Annotated in this window: 27 protein-coding genes; 14 read left to right on the top strand and 13 right to left on the bottom strand. The window is 61.8% G+C overall.

What is annotated here, in order from left to right; translation table 11 throughout:
- Window positions 1–18 precede the first annotated feature (18 nt).
- The 5 genes from WBH99_RS03550 to WBH99_RS03530 all read left to right on the top strand — a co-directional run bounded on the left by WBH99_RS03550 (window position 19) and on the right by WBH99_RS03530 (window position 2,998).
- Window positions 19–885, top strand: a complete 867-nt coding sequence (locus WBH99_RS03550) for a tyrosine-type recombinase/integrase (protein WP_424218781.1) — start codon at window positions 19–21, stop codon at window positions 883–885.
- Between the two features lie 712 nt (window positions 886–1,597).
- Window positions 1,598–1,819, top strand: coding sequence for a hypothetical protein (locus WBH99_RS03545; protein WP_424218736.1), 222 nt, complete (start codon window positions 1,598–1,600; stop codon window positions 1,817–1,819).
- Between the two features lie 211 nt (window positions 1,820–2,030).
- Entirely contained in the window at window positions 2,031–2,237 is a 207-nt protein-coding gene (locus WBH99_RS03540; RefSeq protein WP_424218735.1) for a helix-turn-helix domain-containing protein, read from the top strand.
- A gap of 76 nt (window positions 2,238–2,313) precedes the next feature.
- Window positions 2,314–2,703 carry a type II toxin-antitoxin system RelE/ParE family toxin gene (locus tag WBH99_RS03535; protein WP_424218734.1) on the top strand — a complete coding sequence of 130 codons (390 nt, stop codon included), beginning with the start codon at window positions 2,314–2,316 and terminating at the stop codon, window positions 2,701–2,703.
- Window positions 2,681–2,998: a helix-turn-helix domain-containing protein gene (locus tag WBH99_RS03530; RefSeq protein WP_424218733.1), complete on the top strand. Its 318-nt coding sequence runs from the start codon at window positions 2,681–2,683 to the stop codon at window positions 2,996–2,998. The genes WBH99_RS03535 and WBH99_RS03530 overlap by 23 nt, the downstream gene beginning before the upstream one ends.
- A 364-nt stretch (window positions 2,999–3,362) precedes the next feature.
- On the opposite strand, the gene WBH99_RS03525 is transcribed toward WBH99_RS03530, so the two are convergent.
- The 3 genes from WBH99_RS03525 to WBH99_RS03515 are packed head-to-tail and all read right to left on the bottom strand — an operon-like array spanning window position 3,363 to window position 5,346.
- Window positions 3,363–4,100 (bottom strand): hypothetical protein, encoded by a 738-nt coding sequence (locus WBH99_RS03525; protein WP_424218732.1) that lies wholly within the window; start codon window positions 4,098–4,100, stop codon window positions 3,363–3,365.
- 41 nt (window positions 4,101–4,141) lie between these two features.
- Entirely contained in the window at window positions 4,142–4,672 is a 531-nt protein-coding gene (locus WBH99_RS03520; RefSeq protein ID WP_424218731.1) for a hypothetical protein, read from the bottom strand.
- A 17-nt stretch (window positions 4,673–4,689) separates the two neighbouring features.
- Window positions 4,690–5,346, bottom strand: a complete 657-nt coding sequence (locus tag WBH99_RS03515; protein WP_424218730.1) for a hypothetical protein — start codon at window positions 5,344–5,346, stop codon at window positions 4,690–4,692.
- Between the two features lie 143 nt (window positions 5,347–5,489).
- On the opposite strand from WBH99_RS03515, the gene WBH99_RS03510 reads away from it, so the two are divergent.
- The 3 genes from WBH99_RS03510 (at window position 5,490) to WBH99_RS03500 (ending at window position 7,405) form a co-directional block, all read left to right on the top strand.
- Window positions 5,490–5,729, top strand: coding sequence for a helix-turn-helix domain-containing protein (locus WBH99_RS03510; RefSeq protein WP_424218729.1), 240 nt, complete (start codon window positions 5,490–5,492; stop codon window positions 5,727–5,729).
- 144 nt (window positions 5,730–5,873) lie between these two features.
- Window positions 5,874–6,185 (top strand): helix-turn-helix domain-containing protein, encoded by a 312-nt coding sequence (locus tag WBH99_RS03505; RefSeq protein WP_424218728.1) that lies wholly within the window; start codon window positions 5,874–5,876, stop codon window positions 6,183–6,185.
- The gene (locus tag WBH99_RS03500) at window positions 6,182–7,405 is read left to right on the top strand and encodes a type II toxin-antitoxin system HipA family toxin (RefSeq protein ID WP_424218727.1); all 1,224 of its coding nucleotides are present in this window, start codon (window positions 6,182–6,184) and stop codon (window positions 7,403–7,405) included. The genes WBH99_RS03505 and WBH99_RS03500 overlap by 4 nt, the downstream gene beginning before the upstream one ends.
- Before the next feature lie 76 nt (window positions 7,406–7,481).
- On the opposite strand, the gene WBH99_RS03495 is transcribed toward WBH99_RS03500, so the two are convergent.
- From WBH99_RS03495 to WBH99_RS03470, 6 genes are all read right to left on the bottom strand, one after another.
- The gene (locus WBH99_RS03495; protein WP_424218726.1) at window positions 7,482–8,741 is read right to left on the bottom strand and encodes an EAL and HDOD domain-containing protein; all 1,260 of its coding nucleotides are present in this window, start codon (window positions 8,739–8,741) and stop codon (window positions 7,482–7,484) included.
- Between the two features lie 8 nt (window positions 8,742–8,749).
- Window positions 8,750–10,126 (bottom strand): phosphomannomutase/phosphoglucomutase, encoded by a 1,377-nt coding sequence (locus WBH99_RS03490; RefSeq protein WP_424218725.1) that lies wholly within the window; start codon window positions 10,124–10,126, stop codon window positions 8,750–8,752.
- Window positions 10,127–10,204: 78 nt separating this feature from the next.
- On the bottom strand, window positions 10,205–10,630 hold the full coding sequence (locus WBH99_RS03485; RefSeq protein ID WP_424218724.1) for a YybH family protein: 426 nt from the start codon (window positions 10,628–10,630) through the stop codon (window positions 10,205–10,207).
- Between the two features lie 12 nt (window positions 10,631–10,642).
- Complete coding sequence (gene waaF, locus WBH99_RS03480) at window positions 10,643–11,710, bottom strand: lipopolysaccharide heptosyltransferase II (RefSeq protein ID WP_424218723.1); 1,068 nt, start codon at window positions 11,708–11,710, stop codon at window positions 10,643–10,645.
- A gap of 9 nt (window positions 11,711–11,719) precedes the next feature.
- Complete coding sequence (locus tag WBH99_RS03475; protein ID WP_424218722.1) at window positions 11,720–11,911, bottom strand: zinc-finger domain-containing protein; 192 nt, start codon at window positions 11,909–11,911, stop codon at window positions 11,720–11,722.
- Between the two features lie 18 nt (window positions 11,912–11,929).
- Window positions 11,930–12,850 (bottom strand): branched-chain amino acid transaminase, encoded by a 921-nt coding sequence (locus tag WBH99_RS03470; protein WP_424218721.1) that lies wholly within the window; start codon window positions 12,848–12,850, stop codon window positions 11,930–11,932.
- Between the two features lie 97 nt (window positions 12,851–12,947).
- Between WBH99_RS03470 and WBH99_RS03465 the strand changes: the two genes are divergently transcribed.
- From WBH99_RS03465 to mnmA, 3 genes are read left to right on the top strand one after another with little or no spacing between them, the layout of a single operon-like run.
- Entirely contained in the window at window positions 12,948–13,403 is a 456-nt protein-coding gene (locus WBH99_RS03465; RefSeq protein WP_424218720.1) for an NUDIX hydrolase, read from the top strand.
- Window positions 13,400–13,978 carry a hypothetical protein gene (locus WBH99_RS03460; protein WP_424218719.1) on the top strand — a complete coding sequence of 193 codons (579 nt, stop codon included), beginning with the start codon at window positions 13,400–13,402 and terminating at the stop codon, window positions 13,976–13,978. The genes WBH99_RS03465 and WBH99_RS03460 overlap by 4 nt, the downstream gene beginning before the upstream one ends.
- A complete protein-coding gene (gene mnmA, locus WBH99_RS03455) occupies window positions 13,971–15,080 on the top strand; it encodes a tRNA 2-thiouridine(34) synthase MnmA (protein WP_424218718.1) in 1,110 nt (369 codons plus the stop codon). Before WBH99_RS03460 ends, mnmA begins: the two co-directional genes overlap by 8 nt.
- Window positions 15,081–15,201: 121 nt before the next feature.
- On the opposite strand, the gene WBH99_RS03450 is transcribed toward mnmA, so the two are convergent.
- Entirely contained in the window at window positions 15,202–15,684 is a 483-nt protein-coding gene (locus WBH99_RS03450; protein WP_424218717.1) for a bacteriohemerythrin, read from the bottom strand.
- 214 nt (window positions 15,685–15,898) lie between these two features.
- On the bottom strand, window positions 15,899–16,510 hold the full coding sequence (locus tag WBH99_RS03445; protein ID WP_424218716.1) for a glutathione S-transferase: 612 nt from the start codon (window positions 16,508–16,510) through the stop codon (window positions 15,899–15,901).
- Between the two features lie 237 nt (window positions 16,511–16,747).
- On the opposite strand from WBH99_RS03445, the gene purB reads away from it, so the two are divergent.
- The 3 genes from purB (at window position 16,748) to WBH99_RS03430 (ending at window position 19,143) form a co-directional block, all read left to right on the top strand.
- A complete protein-coding gene (gene purB, locus WBH99_RS03440) occupies window positions 16,748–18,115 on the top strand; it encodes an adenylosuccinate lyase (RefSeq protein ID WP_424218715.1) in 1,368 nt (455 codons plus the stop codon).
- Between the two features lie 135 nt (window positions 18,116–18,250).
- Window positions 18,251–18,568, top strand: coding sequence for a DUF2322 family protein (locus tag WBH99_RS03435; protein WP_424218714.1), 318 nt, complete (start codon window positions 18,251–18,253; stop codon window positions 18,566–18,568).
- A gap of 113 nt (window positions 18,569–18,681) precedes the next feature.
- A complete protein-coding gene (locus WBH99_RS03430; protein WP_424218713.1) occupies window positions 18,682–19,143 on the top strand; it encodes a c-type cytochrome in 462 nt (153 codons plus the stop codon).
- Window positions 19,144–19,296: 153 nt separating this feature from the next.
- Here the strand turns inward: WBH99_RS03430 and WBH99_RS03425 are convergent, their stop codons facing one another.
- Both WBH99_RS03425 and WBH99_RS03420 read right to left on the bottom strand, forming a co-directional pair.
- Complete coding sequence (locus WBH99_RS03425) at window positions 19,297–19,881, bottom strand: superoxide dismutase (protein WP_424218712.1); 585 nt, start codon at window positions 19,879–19,881, stop codon at window positions 19,297–19,299.
- 40 nt (window positions 19,882–19,921) lie between these two features.
- A partial coding sequence (locus WBH99_RS03420; protein ID WP_424218711.1) for an exodeoxyribonuclease VII large subunit occupies window positions 19,922–20,426 on the bottom strand: 505 nt, incomplete at its 5' end.

The raw sequence follows: 20,426 nt of genomic DNA, 5'->3' as shown, positions 1-20,426 counted from the left end.
ACCTGAAAACAACGAAAAATCCCCGGTTTTAATGGGGATTTTCATTTCAAGAAAGCTCTTGATATGCTGGTACGGGGGGTATTCCCCAGCATCGGCAAACTCCCGGTACGCGACATCACCCCTGCGCCCGTTCTCGACATCCTCACCAAGACCGTAAAACGCGGTGCGCCGACCGTCGCAGCCGAAGCCAAGCGCACCCTGTCCGGCATCTTCGAACTGGCGGTTGCCACCTTGCGGGCAGACAACGATCCCGTCTGGCCCGTCCGCAAGGCGTTGCCCGCCAACAAAACGCAGCACAAGACGGCGCTGAGTAAAGAGCAGATCGGCAAACTGCTGAGTGACTTCGCAAACCACCGCTACGGCTATCAGGTCAATTTCTGCATGCAGTTGATGTGGTGGAAACTGGCACGCCCGAGCGCAGCGGCAGAGCCAAAATGGGATGAGTTTGACCTTGAGAAGGCTGTTTGGCGTATCCCGGCGCAGCGCATGAAAGCACGCAAGGAGCACGTCGTGCCTCTGCCACGACAGGCAGTGGAGATGCTCAAAGGACTGCATGCCATTACCGGCAATCGCAAGCACTTGTTTCCTGGCCGGGATGATCGCAACGCCCCTTTGTCCGCCGCATCGCTTCGCCAGGCACTCAAGGTTTTGGGGTGGAGTGGCGCCTATAGCCCACACGCCACGCGGACCAGCGGCAGTACCCGTCTTAACGAGATGGGCTATCGCCCGGACGCCATCGAAGCGCAGCTTGCCCATGCGGAACCCAACTCGGTGCGCCGCACCTATAACCATGCCACCTACCTCGAAGAGCGGCGGGTCATGATGAAGGCGTGGGCGGACAAGCTCGAACTCTGGAAGCAGGAGGTCGCAGGTGAAGCCTGTTGAACGTAATGAGTTTCTGCCCGACACGGAGGCGGGACGTTCGCTGTTCAGGGAGCGCCTGATTGCCAAAATTCGGCGACACCGTGATTTCAAGACGCTTCCCGACGAAGTACGGTCGATTTTCTTTGATGAGTTAGCTGCACTCACCCTCTTCGGTTCGAATAACCCTGAAAATCTCAGTTGGAGACGTGCATTTAGTCGGAACGGCTGGCAAGCTATGGTTTTGGGGGTTGATCAAGGGAGTCACCCGATGGGTGAGTCGAAATTGAAGCGTTTGCAGAGCAAAGAAATGCTTTTGTCCTGTGCTGGCGTGCAGACGGCGGGGGAGCCGTGTGCGGGTTCGTTGGGAAGCCGACAGTGCGGCGACGCCGATGGGGCAACTGGCGTACTTCATCGAGTTGTATCACCGGCTACGAGTACGCTGTGCGGGTCACCAATCTTGATCACGAGATCCTCTCGCTCGGCCAGCTCTACCGCGACCGGGCGGACGCGGAAAACGATTTCGATGAACTCAAGAATCAGTGGGGCTGGGGCGGCTTCACCACGCACGACCCGCATCGCTGCCAACTATCGGCGCGCGCAGTGGCGCTGATCTACAACGGGTGGAGTCTATTCGTGCGCCTGGCCAATCCCGAAGCCCGCTTGGAAGCCATGACCCGCCGACCCTGGCTGATGTCCTCGGTCTGGCCGGCGTACCGAGCACGCCGGCCAGACCGTGATCGCACTGACCGGCCAGCATGCCTACTTCGACAAAGCACGGCAGGTGCTGATGCGCATCTCCAGCCAGCTTCAAGCCTGGGTGAGTGAAGCTGCGGAGCAGTTGGGCGTCACCTCGGTCTGGAGCCTGTGCTGTGATCATCTCAAACGTACCCTCGCCTCTATCGGACCACCAAAATCCCTCCGTTTGCTGCAAAAACATGCAAACGGTATGGGGTGACCGAGGTTTTCAGGATGATGATGACATTCAAGGGTTCGGCGTGGTGGCTAGAGGCCCGGCGGTGTTGCTGCACTGCCGGGCTTCGTTTTTTCCAGGGCGCTTTCGCTTCCCTGTCATGCCTATAGCAGGAACTGACATACATTTTGTCAAGCACTTCCTGCTACTGGCATACTGCACCTGTGAAAAAGGAGCCATAAAAGGAGCCATACCCGTGACGAAATCGAAGACCCAGGCGGCGCTAGAACTCATCGACAATGGCATGACGCCCTATGCCGCCGCCCAAGAAATGGGGATTGCCCCCAGTACGGTGTATCGGGCAATGGGGCGGCGCCAAGACAAGGATGTATGTCCCTGCTGCGGCCAGGTCGTGCGCGAGGGGTTCGAGATCAACCGGGCCGTGCTGAAAAAGACGGCCTGACCACTCTTTGCCCGTCCTTGCCTTTCCCTGCATGGTGTAATACTATGTGTTATATTAAATTTGCCGAGGCTAGTACGTGAGGGTTTTCAAGAACGCTTGGTTCGAGCGGTTTGCCCGCAAGCAGGGCATCGCGGACAAGGCGCTTATGGAGGCCATCGAGCGCGCCGAGCAGGGCCTGGTGGATGCTGACCTTGGTAGCGGCGTCATCAAGCAGCGCGTGGCGCGGCCTGGGCAGGGTAAGTCGGGCGGTTTCCGCACCATCATCCTGTACCGCACGGCGGAGCGGGCTTTCTTCGTGTACGGCTTCGCCAAGAGCGACCGCGACAACATCGACGATGACGAAGAGGCCGACTTCAAGAAGGCGGCGGAGCATGTGCTGGGGCTGTCGGAAGCGCACTTGGCGAAGCTGATCGAGGCAGGGCAATTTACGGAGGTACACGATCATGGCGAAGAAATACCGGAGTGAAGCCTACGCGGCCATCCACGAGACGATGGAGGCCCTGCATGAAGTCGGCGCCATCGACAAGCAAACCATGCGCAAGTTCGACGAAAGCTGCCTGACGCCGGTGCAACCCATGCCGCCCGAGCGCATCCGCGCCCTGCGTGAGCGTGAACACCTGTCGCAGCCCATCTTTGCCCTCTACCTGAACGTGAGCAAGAACCTGGTTTCCGACTGGGAGCGCGGCGTGAAGAAGCCCGGCGGCCCGGCCCTGCGCCTGCTGACCGTGGTGGAAAAGAACGGCATCCAGGCCATCGCCTGACCGGGTGGATGGATTTTCAGAAGCGGGTATGAAAGCGGGTACGAAATGACCAAGCCAGGACTCATAACGGTTCGCACGACGGCAGACTTCGACGTGCCGAACCCCCATTCGTATTCGCGCAAGAAGGTCTGTCCGCTGGTTACGCCTTTGCCCTCGCAGGCAAGCTCGAATTGGCCCTTGTGCTCTTCCCTCTTGTGCTCTTCCCACTTGTGCTCTTCCCCCTTGTGCTCTTCCCCCTTGTGCTCTTCCCGGAATTGCTCAAGCTCATCGAGTGTCCGCAGGGTGGCAAACATGACAAAATCCTCAAGCAAGACGCGCTCGGGCAACTTGATGTCCACAGGCAACAGCGGCTTTTTCTTCGGCTTCATCGAACTGGCATCCCAAGTTGGGCAGAAGGGTAGTCAACGCTTGCCAGTGCCTCTTGCTCACGCACCAATGGCAGGTGATCACGCGGCACCGCCTCGGACGACACCCCGTCGGTTTCTCCAATCGCGAGGAAGCGGTCAATCGCAGCTTCGATAGCTGCTTGATGGATGACCTCCACATCCTGGACGATACGAAGGCCAATCCCGTAGGCGTAGCTCCAGTCGAGCTTGAACGATTCGTAGATCACAGGCGGCTCGTCGCGAATGATGGCGGTTTCCAGCAGGTCGATCTGCTCGGAGAGTGTCCGTCCGTCGAACTGTACGTACCGAACAGGTTCTCGCTTCACCCTCCGATAGGTGAGAACCTTCCCCGTGCGCGAGACATCGGCGGGCTCGAAATCCAGCTTTGATTCCCTGTCCAGGTCGGCGTCTCCCAGTGCTGCGTAGGCCCGCGAGGACGCCTCGTTGTGCGCGGCATCCCAGAACGCTTGCCGTGCCGTTACGATCTCGGCGTTCCAGATCGTGAATCGATCCCTGCCGGGGAAGTAAAAGTCGAACCATTGGTTGTACAGATCGGGGCGGCCCGGCTCGATTAGCACAAGGTGACTGGTGAATCGCCCGCCATATTCGGCGGCGTCGCGACGCATCTTGCCTTTGAGGCGGATGACCTCATCGCTTCGCTTATGCCGTGGCAAAGAGCTGAAGGGAGGGCGTTGCTTTCGATGGTGCCGGCTCATGCATCCATTCCCACTGTTGCAAACCCATCCAGCTTGGGTTCTCAGGTATGCAAAACCATTATGTTAAGCAGCTTGCTGTACGGTGGGGTCGGTCCATCGCTACGAATTTGACCGGTGGTTTTGCCGGAGATGGAAAAGCTCTTCCAGGTCAGCACGAAATTGTTCGACTGTTTCGGCAGCTCCGGCGCGCAGAGCGACAGATTGCTGAAGCGCTCGGAGCGCTTGGCGTCGTGCCAGAGCACTGCGTCAAAGCGAATGCAATCACTGGCTTTGAGCGTGAGGCTACGGGTCAGGGTCATCTGATCCGCCGGAATTTGCAGATTGCTGATCACCACCTTGGGCCACTCCGGGGCGCGACCGTCGGGAGACAGATTCTGGCGCAAGGCGTTATGCAGTGGAGTGCCCAGCAAGCTGTTGCGGTTTGCCGCGCTTGCGGGCGTAGCCGCTTGCGACAGACTGGTCCCAATGGATTGTCCCAGTCCGTTCAGGGAATCCAGCGCCCCCTGCATTTCGGTTGTGGCACAACCCGTCAATACAAAAGGCAGAAGCAGCAAGCTCCGGTAGTGTTTCATCGCAGTTCCTCGCGAGGTTATCCGTTGAAGATGGCATTGAGCCGGGCACACCAGGTTTCCGCCGCCCGACGGCTCATGGGAAAACTGAGCACTGATCGTTGCGGATCGGCGGTTTGCAGCTCGATGGCGAAGTTTTTGGCGCGTACCGTGCGCTCGAAGGTCGGCACGCTCATGCCGCTGGCGTTGACCTGACGGCTACCGCTGTTCATCTCCATGCTCTCGACCTCGCGCCAGGTCATTCGCCAGCCGAGCAGCCAAGAGAAGTCGTAGATGCGCCAGGCTTCATCCACGATTGAGCAGACAGCCAGTTTGCGATGCTGCCGGTCAAACACCAGAAAGGCTGGCGCGGGATAGCCCAAGAGATGTCCAGCATCGAATGACAGGCCCTGCTGGGCGTTGATCCTGGCGACAAGTGCCTGACAGCGGGCCTGCAAGCGCGCCAGAAAGCGGAAGGACAGCGTGAAGATCGCCAGTGAAATCAGCAGATAAAGCATCAGCTCACTGGTCAGCAGCCCCCAAAGCGATGTCTGTGACAGGCGCGCAGGCCCCACGCCGAACATCGCCAGAACAAAAATCAGCGTAAGACCAGCGGCAGCGAGACCTGAAAGCCCAGCCACCGGAACAGCAAGCCCCGCAGCCGCTTCCATCCCAGCAGTCTTCCAGACGCTTGCCATACGTCATCTCCTCCATTTTGTTACTCATAGAGGCCATTCTATGGCGTTTGAATTCAATTGTCACGTATAGTGCGGGTACTTATCGGGCGTAGCCCTATAGAGGGGGTACTCATAGAGTCATTTCTCTTTAAGCAGAGAGAAATATGGCCCTTGATCCCCGACTACGCTTCGGCCTGAAGCTGATAGAAATCAGAAAGACCAGAGGGTGGTCGCAAGAACGCCTGGCACTGGAAAGTGGCTTGGCACGCAGCTATCTGGGGGGGGTTGAGCGTGGGCAGCGCAACATCGCATTGCTCAACATCTTCAAGCTGGCCGAGGCACTGGGGGTGGAGCCTTCCGTACTGCTGGGGGCGCCTGCGGCTGGACAGGAGCCTGCACCGTAACATCGTAGCGCTACGTTATCGTAGCGTTACGATGGTCACCGCATGATCGCTCGCGGCAGCTATCGCAGCCATCTGCTTTCAAGAATAAGTAAAGTCCGCTAAAATGGCGCTTACGCAATTTTTTTGGCGTTAAGGGTCATTAAAGTGACTTTTCATCTCTCGACTTCCGCTGAGATCCAGCACGCGCTGGGTGTTCGTCTGCGGGAGCAGCGCCTTGCCCAGTCGCTGACGCAACGTGAACTGGCGCAAATGGCCGGACTGTCGCTGGGGGCGTTGCGCAAACTCGAAAGCAACGGCCAGTGCTCGCTGGAAACGCTGATCCGCGTCGCGCAGGCGCTCGGGCTACAGGAGGCGATGGATGATCTCTTCGTCCTCAAACGGCAATCCATCGCCCAGATGGAACAGATTGACGCCGTCAGTCGACGCCGGCGCGCGCCGCGCAAGAAGACCTCATGAAGCAGCTCACCGTGCATTATTGCGGCTGGGGCGAGGACTGGCCGCTGGGGCGACTGGCCGATGACGGCCAAACCCTGCTCTTCGAATATTCCCCCGAGGCTCTGGCTCAGGGTTTGGAGTTGTCACCCCTGCATTTGAAGCTGCGTGCCGAAGCCTATGGGAGCTTTCCGACCCATTTGCATCGCCTTCCGGGCCTGATCGCCGACAGTCTGCCTGACGGCTGGGGTTTGCTGCTGATGGATCGCCTGTTCCGTCAACACGGCTTGCGTCATCCCGGGCCACTGGACCGTCTGGCCTGCATTGGTGAGCGCGCCATGGGCGCTCTGCGCTTTGTTCCGGCGAGCGATGCCGGCGCCCAGGCGCCCGACTGGTCCTTGCGGGTGCTGGCCGAGCAAAGCCGTCTCGCGCTCGCGGGCGAGGCGGGGGCAGCCCTGCGCGAACTCGCGCTCACTGGCGGCTCGCCGCAAGGGGCTCGACCCAAGGCCTTGGTGCAGTACGACGCAGCGACCGGGCAAGTCAGCACCCGTCCTGATGCGCCCGGCAGTCCCTGGCTGGTCAAGTTCCCGGCGCAGAACGAACACAAGGAGGTCTGCGTCATCGAGCAGCTCTATGCCGAATTGGCTCGGGATTGCGGACTGGATGTGCCCGAAAGTCGCTGGTTCGACCTTGGCCCGGAACTGGCCGCCTTCGGCGTCGCGCGCTTCGACCGGGAAGGTGGGCAACGCGTCCCGGTGCACAGTCTGGCTGGATTGTTGCAGGTGGATTTTCGCCTGCCCGGTGCCACCGACTACACCGCCTTCCTGCGCGCCACCCGCTTCTTGACGCGCGACGAACGCGAAGTGGAGAAAGCCTATGCACGAGCCGTCTTCAATGTGCTCTTCCACAACCGTGACGACCATCCGAAAAACTTCGCCTGGCGTCTCGGGCGTGACCGGCGCTGGCGGCTGGCGCCGGCTTTTGATCTGACCTTCAGCGAAGGCCCGATGGGTCAGCACCACCTGGACGTGTGCGGCGCAGGTGCTGCCATCGAACGCCGGCATTTATTGCGTCTGGCGGAGGAAGGTGGCGTCCCGACGAAACAGGCGGAGGAGGTCATCGACCGGATGTTGCTGCAGGCAAGCTCATTGGCTGAGCGGTTTGATCGCGTTCAGATCAGGCCGGCTATGGCGCGGGAGATAAAATCGGTCGTTGACGCCTGTCGCCTGCGCCTGGAGCGCTGAATCCGGGAATGCCGCAATGGCTCCCGATCACGGTTGAACGTATTCGGTGCAGTGGTCCGCCAGGGAGCAGAACGGTTCAGTCGTCGTTCAGGGCGGCTGTTTGTCCCAGCGCCGCTGCCCAGGCCATGGCTTCGCAGAGCAGGTCGTTGAGGGTTTCCTGGCGCAGGCCGGGAATCTCGGCCAGGAGCGAGGGGAGTTGTTCGCTGTCCTGCCATTCCAGGGCCTCCACGATCAGGAGCTGCTTGCCCAGGTGTCCGGTGTGGGAAAGCAGGGCTTCGCGCACCCGGGGCGGCAGATTGCTCAGTTGGCTGAGCACTTCTTCCATGCCCATGTCCAGCAGGGCCGGGGTGAGGGACATGATGCCGACCATGAAGGCCTGATCGGCCAGGGCTTTGTCGGGTGGGGTCTGGCTTAGCACCATCATTTCCATGAGTCGGGCGCGGATCGCCACCATCTGCAGCAGGGGATTGCGCCCCGGGTCTTCCTGATGGCTGCCGGCGAACAGGAGTAGCTGCAGCCAGCGTTGCAGTTGCTGGCGGCCCATCAGGGTGATGGCATGGCGCAGGGAGGTGATCTGGGTCCGGCGTCCGGCTGCGACGGAGTTGGTGAGGCGGAACAGGTTCATGGTCAGGTCCGGGGCACTCTTGAAGGTGCGCTCCAGATCGGCGGTTTCGGCATCGGCCAGGATCTGCCCCAGCAACTGCAGCAGGGTGAGTTTGTCATGGCTGAGCTTGCGTCCCTGGAGCAGGGCCGGGCGGGCGAAGAAATAGCCTTGAAACAACTGAAAGCCCAGGGCGCTGCACTTGCGGTACTGGTCCAGGGTCTCCACCCGCTCGGCCAGCAGCCGGGCCGGATAGGGCTGGAGCTGGTAGGCCAGCAGGGCAGACTGGTTTTCCCAGTCGTCCAGCAGGGGGACCTTGATGATGTCCGCCAGGGGCAGCAGAGGCTGGACGGCCGGGGTGATCTCCAGCAGATCGTCCAGGGCCAGGGCGAAGCCCCGGGCTTTCAGGGCCTGGCAGCGTTCCACCACCCGGGGCGTGACGGTGATGGTTTCCAGGATTTCCAGCACCACCTGGTGGGTGGGGAGGAATTCCAGGGCTTCGGAAAACAGCAGTTCTTCCCCCACGTTGATGAAGACATGTTTGCCATCCAGGGCATTGCCCAGGGAAAGTTCGGTGAAGGCGTGGGTGATGACCGTGGCCGTGGCGGCGCTGTCATCCAGCACCAGAGCCCGGTCCTGCGACTGGGCGCAACGAAACAGCAACTCGCAACCATAGAGCAGCCCCTGTCGATCCAGAATGGGTTGGCGGCCCAGGTAGATCGAGGAACTGTTCATGTGGCTTCCTAGAATGGCAGCGCCAGGCCCGGCCAGGCGGCCAGGAGGGCCTGGCGGAAATCGGCCTGGATGCGGGCCAGCGCAGCTTCATCGTCGGCTTCGAAGCGCAGCACGACTACCGGGGTGGTGTTGGAGGGGCGGGCAAGACCAAAGCCGTCGGCGTATTCGATGCGTAGCCCGTCGAGGGTGATGCGCTCCACTTCGCCTGCGAATCCGGCGCTGGCCTTGAGCTTGTCCACCAGCACGAAGGGTTCGCCTTCGGCCATCTTGATGTTGAGTTCCGGGGTGGAGACGGCCTTGGGCAGGGCCTTCAATACCGGGTTGGCATCGCGGCTGCGGGACAGGATCTCGAGCAGCCGGGCGCCGGCGTAAAGGCCGTCGTCGAAGCCGTACCAGCGTTCCTTGAAGAAAATGTGGCCGCTCATCTCGCCGGCGAGGGGAGCGCCGGTTTCCTTGAGCTTGGCTTTTACCAGGGCGTGCCCGGTGTTCCACATCAGCGCTTCGCCGCCATGCTTGCGGATCCAGGGGGCGAGCAGGCGGGTGCATTTCACGTCGTAGATGATCTGGCCGCCCGGAACGCGGGAGAGCACGTCGGCGGCAAACAGCATCAGCTGCCGGTCGGGATAGATGATCTCGCCATCCCGGGTGACTACACCGAGCCGGTCGCCATCGCCATCGAAGGCGATGCCGAGCTCGGCGCCGGTCTCCTCGATCGCCTGGATCAGGTCGGCGAGATTCTCGGGCTTGGAGGGGTCCGGATGGTGATTGGGGAAGGTGCCGTCCACGTCGCAGTAGAGGGGCACGATGTCGCAGCCCAGGCCCTGGAACAGTTCCGGTGCCACGGCCCCGGCGACGCCATTGCCGCAGTCGATGACGATCTTCATGGGACGGGCGAGCTTCACGTCAAAGAGGATGCGTTCCAGATAGGCGGAGCGCACCTCGGCGCTGCGGCGCTGCCCTTGGCCGGTGAGCAGATGGCCGGCCTCGATCCGGGTCTTGAGTTGCAAGATGGCGTCCAGGGCCAGGGTGGTGCCGCCGATCACCATTTTGAGGCCATTGTAGTCGGGAGGGTTGTGGCTGCCGGTGACCGAGACACAGGAATCACAGCCCAGCTCGTAGGCGGCGAAATAGGTAAGGGGGGTGGGCACGCAGCCGATGTCGATGGCGTCCATGCCAGCGGCGCAGATGCCGTCCATCAGGGCGCCGGCCAGGCTGGGGCCGGAGAGGCGGCCGTCGCGGCCGACGGCGATGGCGCTCTGGTTTTGTTCCCGGGCGAGGGAGCCGAGGGCCTGGCCCACGAGCCGCACCACGTCCGGAGTCAGGGAGCGATCCACGATGCCGCGGATGTCGTAGGCCTTGAAAATTTCGGCGGGAAGGTTCGTCATTATTTTCTCGTCATGCTGGTGGGGGAGTGTAGTGGGCGACGCGCAATGCGTAAAGCATTGGCGCAGGGGAAGACTGAATCAGTGCAAGACCCGGTGATCGCTTTCGCTGACGCTGGGTTCCGCTGCGGCGGAGCTATGGCGGCAGACCAGGCGCCAGCCATGGGGGCCGCGGATATAAACATGGGTGGCCTGGAGGGGGCCGGTCACCTCCTGGCCGACCTGCAGGGTTTCCGTGATCTGATGCACGCACAGTAGCATGCTCTGCCACTGGGCGATGCGGCTGCTATTGATCTGCAGGCGGGTGCTGGCAAGAATCTGGCGCCAGCTTTCGTGGAGGGTGGGCAGCCCTACCAGTTGCTGGCCGGTGGGGTGGGTGCAGATGACTTCTTCATCTTCGGACCAGACCGCCATCAGGGCTTCCAGATCGCCCCGGGCAATGGCGTCGTAAAAGGCGGATTCCACATCTTCCGGCGTGGCGAACAAGGGGGGGACAGGCGGGTTCATGGTCAGATTCTCTCAGCTACCCAGGCGGCTCAGGCAGGCATCCAGGACTCGGGCGGGCTCCAGCTTGGCGAGGCAGTCCGTGTGGCCGAAGGGGCATTCCCGCTTGAAACAGGGGCTGCAGGGCAAGTCCAGGCGCAGCACGGTGGCCTGATCCGACAGGGGAGGGGTGAATTCCGGGCTGGAGGAACCAAACAGGGCGATGCAGGGCCGGTCCAGGGCGGCGGCGACATGCATCAGGCCCGAATCGTTGCAGACCACCAGTTTCGCCAGGGCGATCAGGTCGATGGCCTGAGCGAGGTTGGTGCTGCCGCAAAGATTGAGGCAATTCTCCGGCGTCTGGGCGGCAATGGCGTCTCCCACTGGCTTGTCCTTGCCGGAACCCAGCAGCCAGACCGGGTGGCCGCGTTCTACCAGGACCCGGGCCAGGGCGGCGAAATGATTCACCGGCCAGCGCTTGGCGGGGCCGAATTCGGCCCCGGGGCAGAGCACGACCAGGCGTTTGGGCTTTTCCAGGCCCAGGGCCGTGAGGGCGGCGGCCTGCTGTTCCGGGGTGGAGGTGATGCGCGGATTGGGGATGGGACGTTCGATGGTCTGGCCCGGTGTTTCCGCCAGTTGGGCAAAACGCTCCACCATCAGGGGGAGCGCGGTCTTGTCCAGGGTGTGGCGGACATTGACCAGCCCGAAACGGCTTTCGCCGGTGAACCCGATGCGCCGGGGTATTCCCGCAAGGAAGGGGATCAGGGCTGACTTCAGGGAGTTGGGCAGCAGGTAGGCGCGTTGATAGCCCTGCTGGGCGATTTCACGGGCCAGGGCGAAGCGTTTCTTGAGAGCAAGTTCCCCGTGGGCGAAGGGGTTTTCCGCAATATGCGTGATTTCCGGCATGCGGGCCAGTACCGGCTCGACCCAGACGGGCGCCAGGGCATCCAGCATCAGCTCGGGTTCGCGGGCTTTGAGGCGGGCAAACAAGGGTTGGGCCATGATGGCGTCGCCAATCCAGGCGGGGGCCACAATCAAGGCCCGCACAGGGGAGCCGCCGGGGGAGCCGCCAGGGGAGCCGCCGGGGGAGCCGCCGGGCTTCACCGATGACTCCTAGTGGTGTCCCTTGGGCAGATCACCCTTGAGAACATAATGGGTGCCGCAATAGGGGCACCGCACTTCGCCGGTGTGGGCTACCTCCAGAAATACCCGGGGATGCTGGCTCCACAGGGCGGCACCGGGAGGCGGGCAGCACAGGGGGAGGTCGCTTGCGGTGATTTCGACGGTACGGTTTTGATCTGCCATGTCCGGATTCCCTTTCTCTCACACGTAGGCGAGCCAGTCCTTGTGGTCGGGAGAGCGCCCGTACACCACTTCGAAATACTTCTGCTGCAGCAAGGCGGTGACGGGGCCGCGCTTGCCGGTGCCAATGGTGCGGTTGTCCAGTTCGCGGATCGGCGTGACCTCGGCGGCGGTGCCGGTGAAGAAGACCTCGTCGGCGCAATAGACTTCATCGCGGGTGATGCGCTTTTCCTGGACCTCGATGCCCAGCTCGGCTGCGAGGGTGATGATGGTGGCACGGGTGATGCCTTCCAGGCAGGCGGTCAGGTCGGGGGTGTACAACTTGCCCTGCTTGACGATGAAGACGTTCTCGCCGGCCCCTTCGGCGACATAGCCTTCGGGGTCGAGCAGCATGGCTTCGTCGTAGCCGTCGGTGGTCACTTCGTTGTTGGCGAGGATCGAATTCATGTAGGAGCCGGAAGCCTTGGCGCGCACCATGGTGATGTTCACATGGTGGCGGGTGTAGCTGGAAATCTTGACGCGGATGCCGCGCTCCATGCCATCCTCACCCAGGTAGGCGCCCCAGGGCCAGGCGGCGATGATCACATGCACCTTGGCGCCTTTGGGAGATACGCCCATCTTTTCCGAGCCGTAGAAGGCCAGCGGGCGCAGGTAGCCGGAATCGAGATTGTTGGCGCGCAGCACTTCCTTGTGCGCTTCGTTGACGGTGTCCTTGTCGAAGGGCATGTCCATCTGGAAGATGTGGGCAGAGTTGAAGAAGCGATTGGTGTGTTCCTTGAGCCGGAAGATGGCGGTGCCCGCCTCGGTCTTGTAGGCGCGCACCCCCTCGAAAACCCCCATGCCGTAATGCAGGGAATGGGTGAGAACGTGGGTCGTGGCGTCCCGCCACGGCACCAGTTTGCCGTCGTACCAGATGAACCCGTCGCGATCCGCCATGGACATGATGCTAGTCTCCTTTAATTTAACCTGAAGCGTGAAAGCTGCTCATTTTAGCGGATTTCGTCCGCTAGAATAACGTCTTTTCCCATTGGCTCCGACCATGTCCGAACTTGTCTGGAAACCCCATGTGACCGTTGCTGCCGTGGTGCAGCGGGATGGAAAATTTTTGCTGGTGGAGGAGGAAACCAGCGAAGGTGTCCGCTTCAACCAGCCTGCCGGGCATCTGGAGGCAGGGGAATCCCTGATCGAGGCGGTGGTGCGGGAGTGCCTGGAAGAAACGGGCTACTCTTTTCATCCCCAGCACCTGCTGGGGATTTACCAATGGCCCCGGCCCGATCGGGAGGCCGCTTATCTGCGCTTTGCCTTTACGGGGGAGTTGCGCGGTCACGATCCCGAGCGGCCGCTGGATCAAGGCATCCTCGGCCCTCGCTGGCTGAGCCTGGAAGAAGTGCGGGCAACGGTGGCACGCCATCGCAGTCCCCTGATCCTGCGCTGTGTCGAAGATTATCTGACCGGGCGGCGTCTGCCCCTCGATGCGATCACCCATTACGGATGAGCCGGGCGCCTTTGCTGTTCCTGCTGGGCCTGTTCCCGGCCCTGCCCGGCATGGCGGCCCCGTCCGCCTTGCCGGCCGTGGAGGTGTGCTTCAATTACGGCTGTGTCAGCCATCGGCCCGTCCTTTTTGACGCCCAGCGGCTACAGGCCGTGCTGCAAAATCTGGATGAGGCCGGGAGCCCGGAAGAGGAGCGGGCTCGTCTGGCCGTGGCGATAGGCGACTTGTATGCCCTGGCGGCGGAGCAGACGCCCATTGGTCAAGACCGGGGCGGGAATTACGCGGACCAGGGCGTCTTTGGCCGCATGGACTGCGTCGACCATTCCACCACCACGACCCGCTTGCTGCAGTTGCTGGAGCAGCAGGGTGGCTTGCACTGGCATCGGGTGCTGGAACCGGCGCGGCGCACCCGGGGCATCATTTTCCAGCATTACTCCGCCGTCATCGAAGCGCGGGTGGCGTCGGATGACGTGCCGGCCCGGCGTTTCGTGGTCGATAGCTGGTTTGTGGATAACGGCAAGCCGGCGGTAATTTTGCCGCTGGAGGCCTGGATGCAAGGAGAAGGTCCGGATGTCTAGCAAGGGAAAAACTGTTGTCGTGGGCCTCTCCGGAGGCGTGGATTCCGCTGTCTCGGCGCTGCTGCTGAAACAGCAGGGCTACCATGTGATCGGCCTCTTCATGAAAAACTGGGAGGACGACGACACCGAGGAATACTGCTCCTCGCGCCAGGATCTGATTGACGTGATGAGCATTGCCGATGTGCTCGGCATCGACGTGGAAGTGGTCAATTTCGCCGCCGAGTACCGCGACCGGGTGTTTGCCGAGTTCCTGCGCGAATATCAGGCCGGCCGCACTCCCAACCCGGACGTGCTGTGCAATTCCGAGATCAAGTTCAAGGCTTTCCTCGATCATGCCCTGGGGCTGGGTGCCGATTACATCGCCACCGGCCATTATGCCGGGGTGCGGGAATTCGCCGGGCGCTATCAGCTCCTCAAGGCCGAGGATGGCAGCAAGGATCAGAGTTATTTCCTCTACCGCCTGAACCAGGCCCAGCTCTCGAAAACCCTGTTTCCCCTGGCCAGTCTCTACAAACGCGAGGTACGCAAGATGGCCGCCGCCGCCGGCCTGCATGTGGCCGGGAAGAAGGATTCCACCGGCATCTGTTTCATTGGCGAGCGGCCCTTCAAGGACTTCCTCGCCCGCTACCTGCCGCCCAGAAAGGGAGAAATCCGCCGTCTGGATGACGGCAAGGTGCTGGGCGAGCACGACGGTCTGATGTACCACACCATCGGCCAGAGAAAGGGCTTGCACATCGGCGGCCAGAAGGAAAAGGGCCAGCCCGGGGGAGGCGAGCACGAGGCCTGGTTCGTGGCCGGCAAGGACATGGAAAAAAATGTGCTGTACGTGGTCCAGGGCCACGATCATCCGGCCTTGGCCCGCGATGTTCTAGTGGCCGAACAACTCTCCTGGGTGGCCGGGGAAGCCCCACGCACGCATTGGGTCTACACCGCCAAAACGCGCTACCGCAGCGAGGATGCGCCCTGCGAGATCGAGCGGGTGGATGGGGAGCGCTGCGAGCTCCGCTTTGCCCAGCCGCAGTGGGCCGTGACGCCGGGCCAGTCGGTGGTGGTCTATGAAAGCCGGGTGTGCCTGGGCGGCGGGATCATCTGCTCGGGCTGAACCCTGCTCTTCGTTCCGGTCTCATCGCCGGGCCTTGCCGGGCCTTGCCGGGAAAAGCCCGGGCTTCGCCAGGCTCGGCCCGAACGGCCACGCATGGATCAGCGCACTGCCGGGGGGCGGCTTACCAGAATTTCCACCACTTCTTCTTGTGGGAGCGCAGGGCCTGTTCCGATTTCCGGGCCCAGTGGTCGAACTGCTTGTGGCCGCTTTTCTGGAAGAAGGCGGCATATTTCATGTCCTCCACCAGGATGTGCTGGGTCAGCCAGTTGCGCAGGAAGTGCAGCAGCTCGAAGCTGATGGCCACGGTGCCGGAATCGATCTTCTTCTGCAGGCTCTCCACCTCGGCCACCAGATTCTTGTGCAGCAGGCAGTGGTCGTCATAACCGGGGTAGCCCCCCAGGTGCATCAGGCTCTGCTCCAGGGTGAAATGGATGCGGGTGTAGTCCACCAGCTCCTTGAGGATCTCGATGCAGGCGGCCGAGCCCTGGCGGGCGGCGATGGCCTTGTGCAGGCGTTCGATCAGATCGAACAGGGCCTTGTGCTGTTCATCTATTTCCGGGATGCCGACGCTGTAGCTGTCTGACCAGGTAAATTCATTTGCCATTTTTTGGGGTGCGCAGTTGTGGGCGCAGTTGTGGAGTATGCCGCCGCAGGATGCGTTTTTCGGCCGATGCGGCGAGAGTGATTCTTTCCGGATTATTTCATGTCTTCAACATGAAAGCCAGGAGAGGGCGGCGGCAGACCGGAGAGAAAAGACGGCTCAGGGGTCGCCGGAAGGGCTTGAAACGAGCCGGGGCGGGCCTTGCGCACGTCCGTGATCACTCTTCTCGAAGCGCCGTGTCCTGGAAGGAGGGGCGCTGGGACAGTTTGTCATAGAGCCAGGCCAGATTCGGATGGGCCTGGCTCCATTCGATGTCGGGGAAACGGAACCGCAGATAACCGAGAGCGGTCCCTGCCGCAATGTCGGCCAGGCTCATCGGGATGCCCATGCAGTGGGGCTGGTCGCCCAGTTCCCGGGCCATGAACGCCAGGCTGCGCATGATTTTTTCCCGCTGCCGGAGGATGAAAGCCGGGCTTTGCTCTGCCGCCGGACGCTGGCTTTCCAGACGGGCCGCGACGGCGGCATCCAGCAGGCCGTCGGCCAGGGCTTCCCAGCGCTTGACTTCGGTGCGCTCGCGGTTGGGGCCGGGCATCAGCTTGTTGTTGGGGGTGACGTTGTCCAGATACTCGACGATGACGCGGGAATCGAACAAGGCGGTGCCATCATCCAGGATGAGGACGGGAACCTTCCCGAGCGGATTGAAGTTGGGCACAACGGAATCTTCGCTCCAGGGCGACTGGAGCTCGAAGTCGTAGTCGATCTTTTTTTCTGCCAGCACGATACGGGTTTTGCGCACATAAGGACTGGTCAAGGAGCCAAGCAGCTTCATTGAAATCTCGTGAGTTAGCGTGAGCGGATTATAGCTCGTCCCTCCACTCATGCCGGCACTGGTGGCGACCCGGACTCCTGGCGCTGCGGCACCCTGCTTCAGAACGCCGATCGCTTGAAGCTGGCGCGTCCGGAGGTGGGGGATGCCTGATCGTCATGGGGCGGCGTAGTGGGCTCTGGTTTGCCGCCGCTCTTCCCGGAGGGTAGAATCGCGCCCTTGTTTTTCAAGGATTTGCCCATGTCCCTGCACGCCCTCACGGCACTCTCCCCCCTCGATGGCCGCTACGCCGGCAAGGTGGATGCCCTGCGCCCCCGGTTCTCCGAATATGGCCTGATCCACCGCCGCCTGGAGGTGGAAATCGCATGGTTGCAGGCCCTCGCGGCCGAACCCCGATTCACCGAGATTCCCGCCTTCTCCGCCGCCACCGTGGCCGAGCTCGATGCCCTGGTGGCGGCTTTTGGCCCCGAGCAGGCGGCCGAGGTGAAGGCCATCGAGGCCCGCACCAACCACGACGTGAAGGCCCTGGAATACTGGATCAAGGACAAGACGAAGGGGAATGCCGAAGTCGCCAGGGTCGCCGAATTCATCCACTTCGCCTGCACCTCCGAGGATATCAACAACCTCGCCCACGCCCTGATGCTCAAGGCCGGCCGGGACGAGGTGCTGCTGCCCGCCCTGGACGAGGTCATCGGCCGCCTGCGCGAGCTGGCCCATCAACTCGCCGAGGTGCCGATGATGAGCCGCACCCATGGCCAGCCCGCCACCCCCACCACCCTGGGCAAGGAAATGGCAAACGGGGTGTATCGCCTCGATCGCGCCCGCTCCCGCATCGCCGCGGTAAGCCTCTTGGGCAAGATCAACGGCGCCGTCGGCAATTACAACGCCCACCTGGCCGCCTATCCGGATTTCGACTGGGAAGGCTTTGCCCGGCGCTTCGTCGAGAGCCTGGGGCTGGAATTCAACCCCTACACCATCCAGATCGAACCCCATGACGCGATGGCCGAGCTCTATGACGCCTTCGCCCGCGCCAACACCATCCTGATCGACCTGGACCGCGATGTCTGGGGCTACATCTCGCTGGGCTTTTTCAAGCAGAAGGTGAAGGCCGGCGAAGTGGGCTCTTCCACCATGCCGCACAAGGTCAATCCGATCGACTTCGAGAACTCCGAAGGCAACCTGGGTCTGGCCAACGCCGTCTTGAGGCATTTTTCCGAGAAGCTGCCCATTTCCCGCTGGCAGCGCGACCTGACCGACTCTACCGTGCTGCGCAACATGGGCGTCGGCCTGGGTTACACCTTGCTCGGTTACGATTCCCTGCTAAAGGGCCTGAACAAGCTCGAAGTCGATGCCCAGGCCATGCTCGATGAATTGAATGCCAACTGGGAACTGCTGGCCGAGCCGATCCAGACCGTGATGCGCCGCTATGGCGTGCCCGGCGCCTACGAGAAGCTGAAGGAATTGACCCGCGGCACCCGGGTCACCCGGGAAGGCATGCAGGCCTTCGTGCAATCCCTGGAGATCCCCGAAGCCGCCAAGGCGAGGCTCCTGGAGCTCACCCCCTGGAACTATATCGGCAAGGCCGCCGAGCTGGCCCGGCGCATCTGAGCGCCTGATTTTGCGATTGATCTTGCGATTGATCCTGCGTTTGATTCCACGAGTTTGATTCCACGAGTTTGATTCCGAGTTTGATTCTCATACCCGGCCGTCCAGGCGGACCGGCCTTTTTACGAGGATGGATCGATGTCGTTTGCCGAAAATCTGAAAAAACTGCCCGGTATTTCCCATCTGGCCGCCCTCCAGCTTCTGGATGGCGAGGGGCAGGAAGTGGCCCTGATCGAGAACAAGCCCGGCAGCGCCGGCTCCGTGGCGGTGTACAACCACCTGGCCCAGACCTACGGTTCCATCACCCAGGAAGCCGCGAAGAAAGGCCTGGAAATCTATGCCGAACATGGCGAGGACGCCCGCCAGAATCCGGGCAAGCACCCCAATATCGACCGCCTGCTGAAAATCGAGGCCGGCAGTCCGGCCTTGAGAGTGAAGCATGTTTTTGCCGTGTGATATGCAGGCATGCAGCAAAGATGGCCTGGTCGTGGCAGCGTCATGCTGTTGACTTATAATCCCGGACTCCCCATCCCGGGGAATCGTCCTACAAGATAAACGGAGAAAAAATCATGATGAAGAAGATCACGCTTGCTGTTGCAGCCCTGGCCGTCACCGGTGCCGCTTTTGCCCAACAGGCACTGAAGCCGGAAGATGCCATCAAGTATCGCCAGTCCGGCTATGCCTACATGAGCTGGTCCATGAGCAAGATCAAGGCCAATCTCGAAGGTACTTATGACAAGGAGCAGGTGATCCTGGCCGCCAATACCATTGCCGCCATTGCCAATTCCGGCATGGGGGCGCTGTATGTGCCGGGTTCCGAAAAGAATGTGAAGGGCGTCAAGACCCGCGTCAAGCCCGAGTTCTTCACCAAGCAGCAGGAGGTCGGCAAGCTGGCCCTGGCTTTCAACCAGGAGGCCAATGAACTGGCCCGCGTCGCCGCCACCGGCGATGCTGCCGCCGTCAAGGCCCAGTTTGGCAAGGTGGGCGGAACCTGCAAGGCCTGCCACGACGATTTCCGTATCAAGGACTGAACTTCGTTTGCTGGCTCGTTTGCTGATGCTCGTTTGCTGATGCAGGTGATGCAGGACAAGGCGGCGGCTGGCCGCCTTTTTTGCTGATGCAAAAAGGGCTCTGTCGAGCCCTTGGGGTGATAGTGGAACGTCAGCCGGTCAGACTGAAGTCGGTCAGGCGAAGTTCTTGGCCGCGAAGTCCCAGTTGGCCAGGTGGTTCAGGAAGGCTTCCACGAACTTGGGGCGCAGGTTGCGGTAGTCGATGTAGTAGGCGTGTTCCCACACATCGATGCAGAGCAGGGCCTTGTCGCCGGTGGTCAGCGGGGTGCCGGCGGCGCCCATGTTGACGATGTCGACAGAACCGTCGGCCTTCTTCACCAGCCAGGTCCAGCCGGAGCCGAAGTTGCCTACGGCGGAAGCCTGGAAGGCCTTCTTGAATTCTTCGAAGGAGCCCCACTTCTTGTTGATGGCTTCTGCCAGGGCGCCGCTGGGTTCGCCGCCGCCGTCGGGTTTCATGCCGTTCCAGAAGAAGGTGTGGTTCCAGACCTGGGCGGCGTTATTGTAGATGCCGCCGGCGGGGGCCTTCTTGATGATGGCTTCCAGATCGAGGCTCTCGTATTCGGTGCCCTTGATCAGGTTGTTCAGGTTCACCACGTAGGCGTTGTGGTGCTTGCCATAGTGGTATTCGATGGTTTCCTTGGAGATGTGCGGCGCCAGGGCGTCTTGAGCGTAGGGCAGGGCGGGAAGTTGATGTTCCATCTTGTATTTCTCCGGTTGTTGGGGTTGTGAGCCGATGATTCTATTGGGCTTCCTCGGGGGTGGCAACTTGAGCGACGGTCTGAGCGACGGTCGCACGCGCTTCTCCCCGGGCGAAGACAAGTTTGAGGGAGTCTCCGGCATTTAGTTCCCTGACATCGCGCACGGCGGTGCCGCCGGGGGCAAAAACCATGGCATAGCCGCGCGACAAGACCGCGTGGGGATCGAGCTGGCGCAGGCCCTGATCCGCCTGTTCGAGCCGGGTGGCCCGGTGTTCCTGCTGGCGGCGCCAGGCATGCCGGAGGCGCAGGGCCGCCATATCCACCGCTTCCCGATAGGCTCCCAGGGCGGGCTGATTGCGCTGCAGGCGGTAGGCCAGATGCTGGAGATGGCGGGTTGCTGCGTCCATCTGGCGCTGGCCGGCCTGTTCCAGGCGTTGCTGCAGTTCCCGCAGCCGTTCCCGGCGGGTGCCCAGTTGCCGGGCTGGGGAGGGCAGGCGGGCGGCGAGGCCATCGAGCCGCTGTTCCCACTGGCGCAGGCGGTTGTCG

It is taken from the genome of Azovibrio sp. (assembly GCF_049658005.1).
In the GTDB taxonomy this organism is placed as follows: Bacteria; Pseudomonadota; Gammaproteobacteria; order Burkholderiales; family Rhodocyclaceae; genus Azovibrio.
Note: the sequence above shows the minus strand (reverse complement) of the source record. Positions and strands in the feature narration are given on the sequence as shown.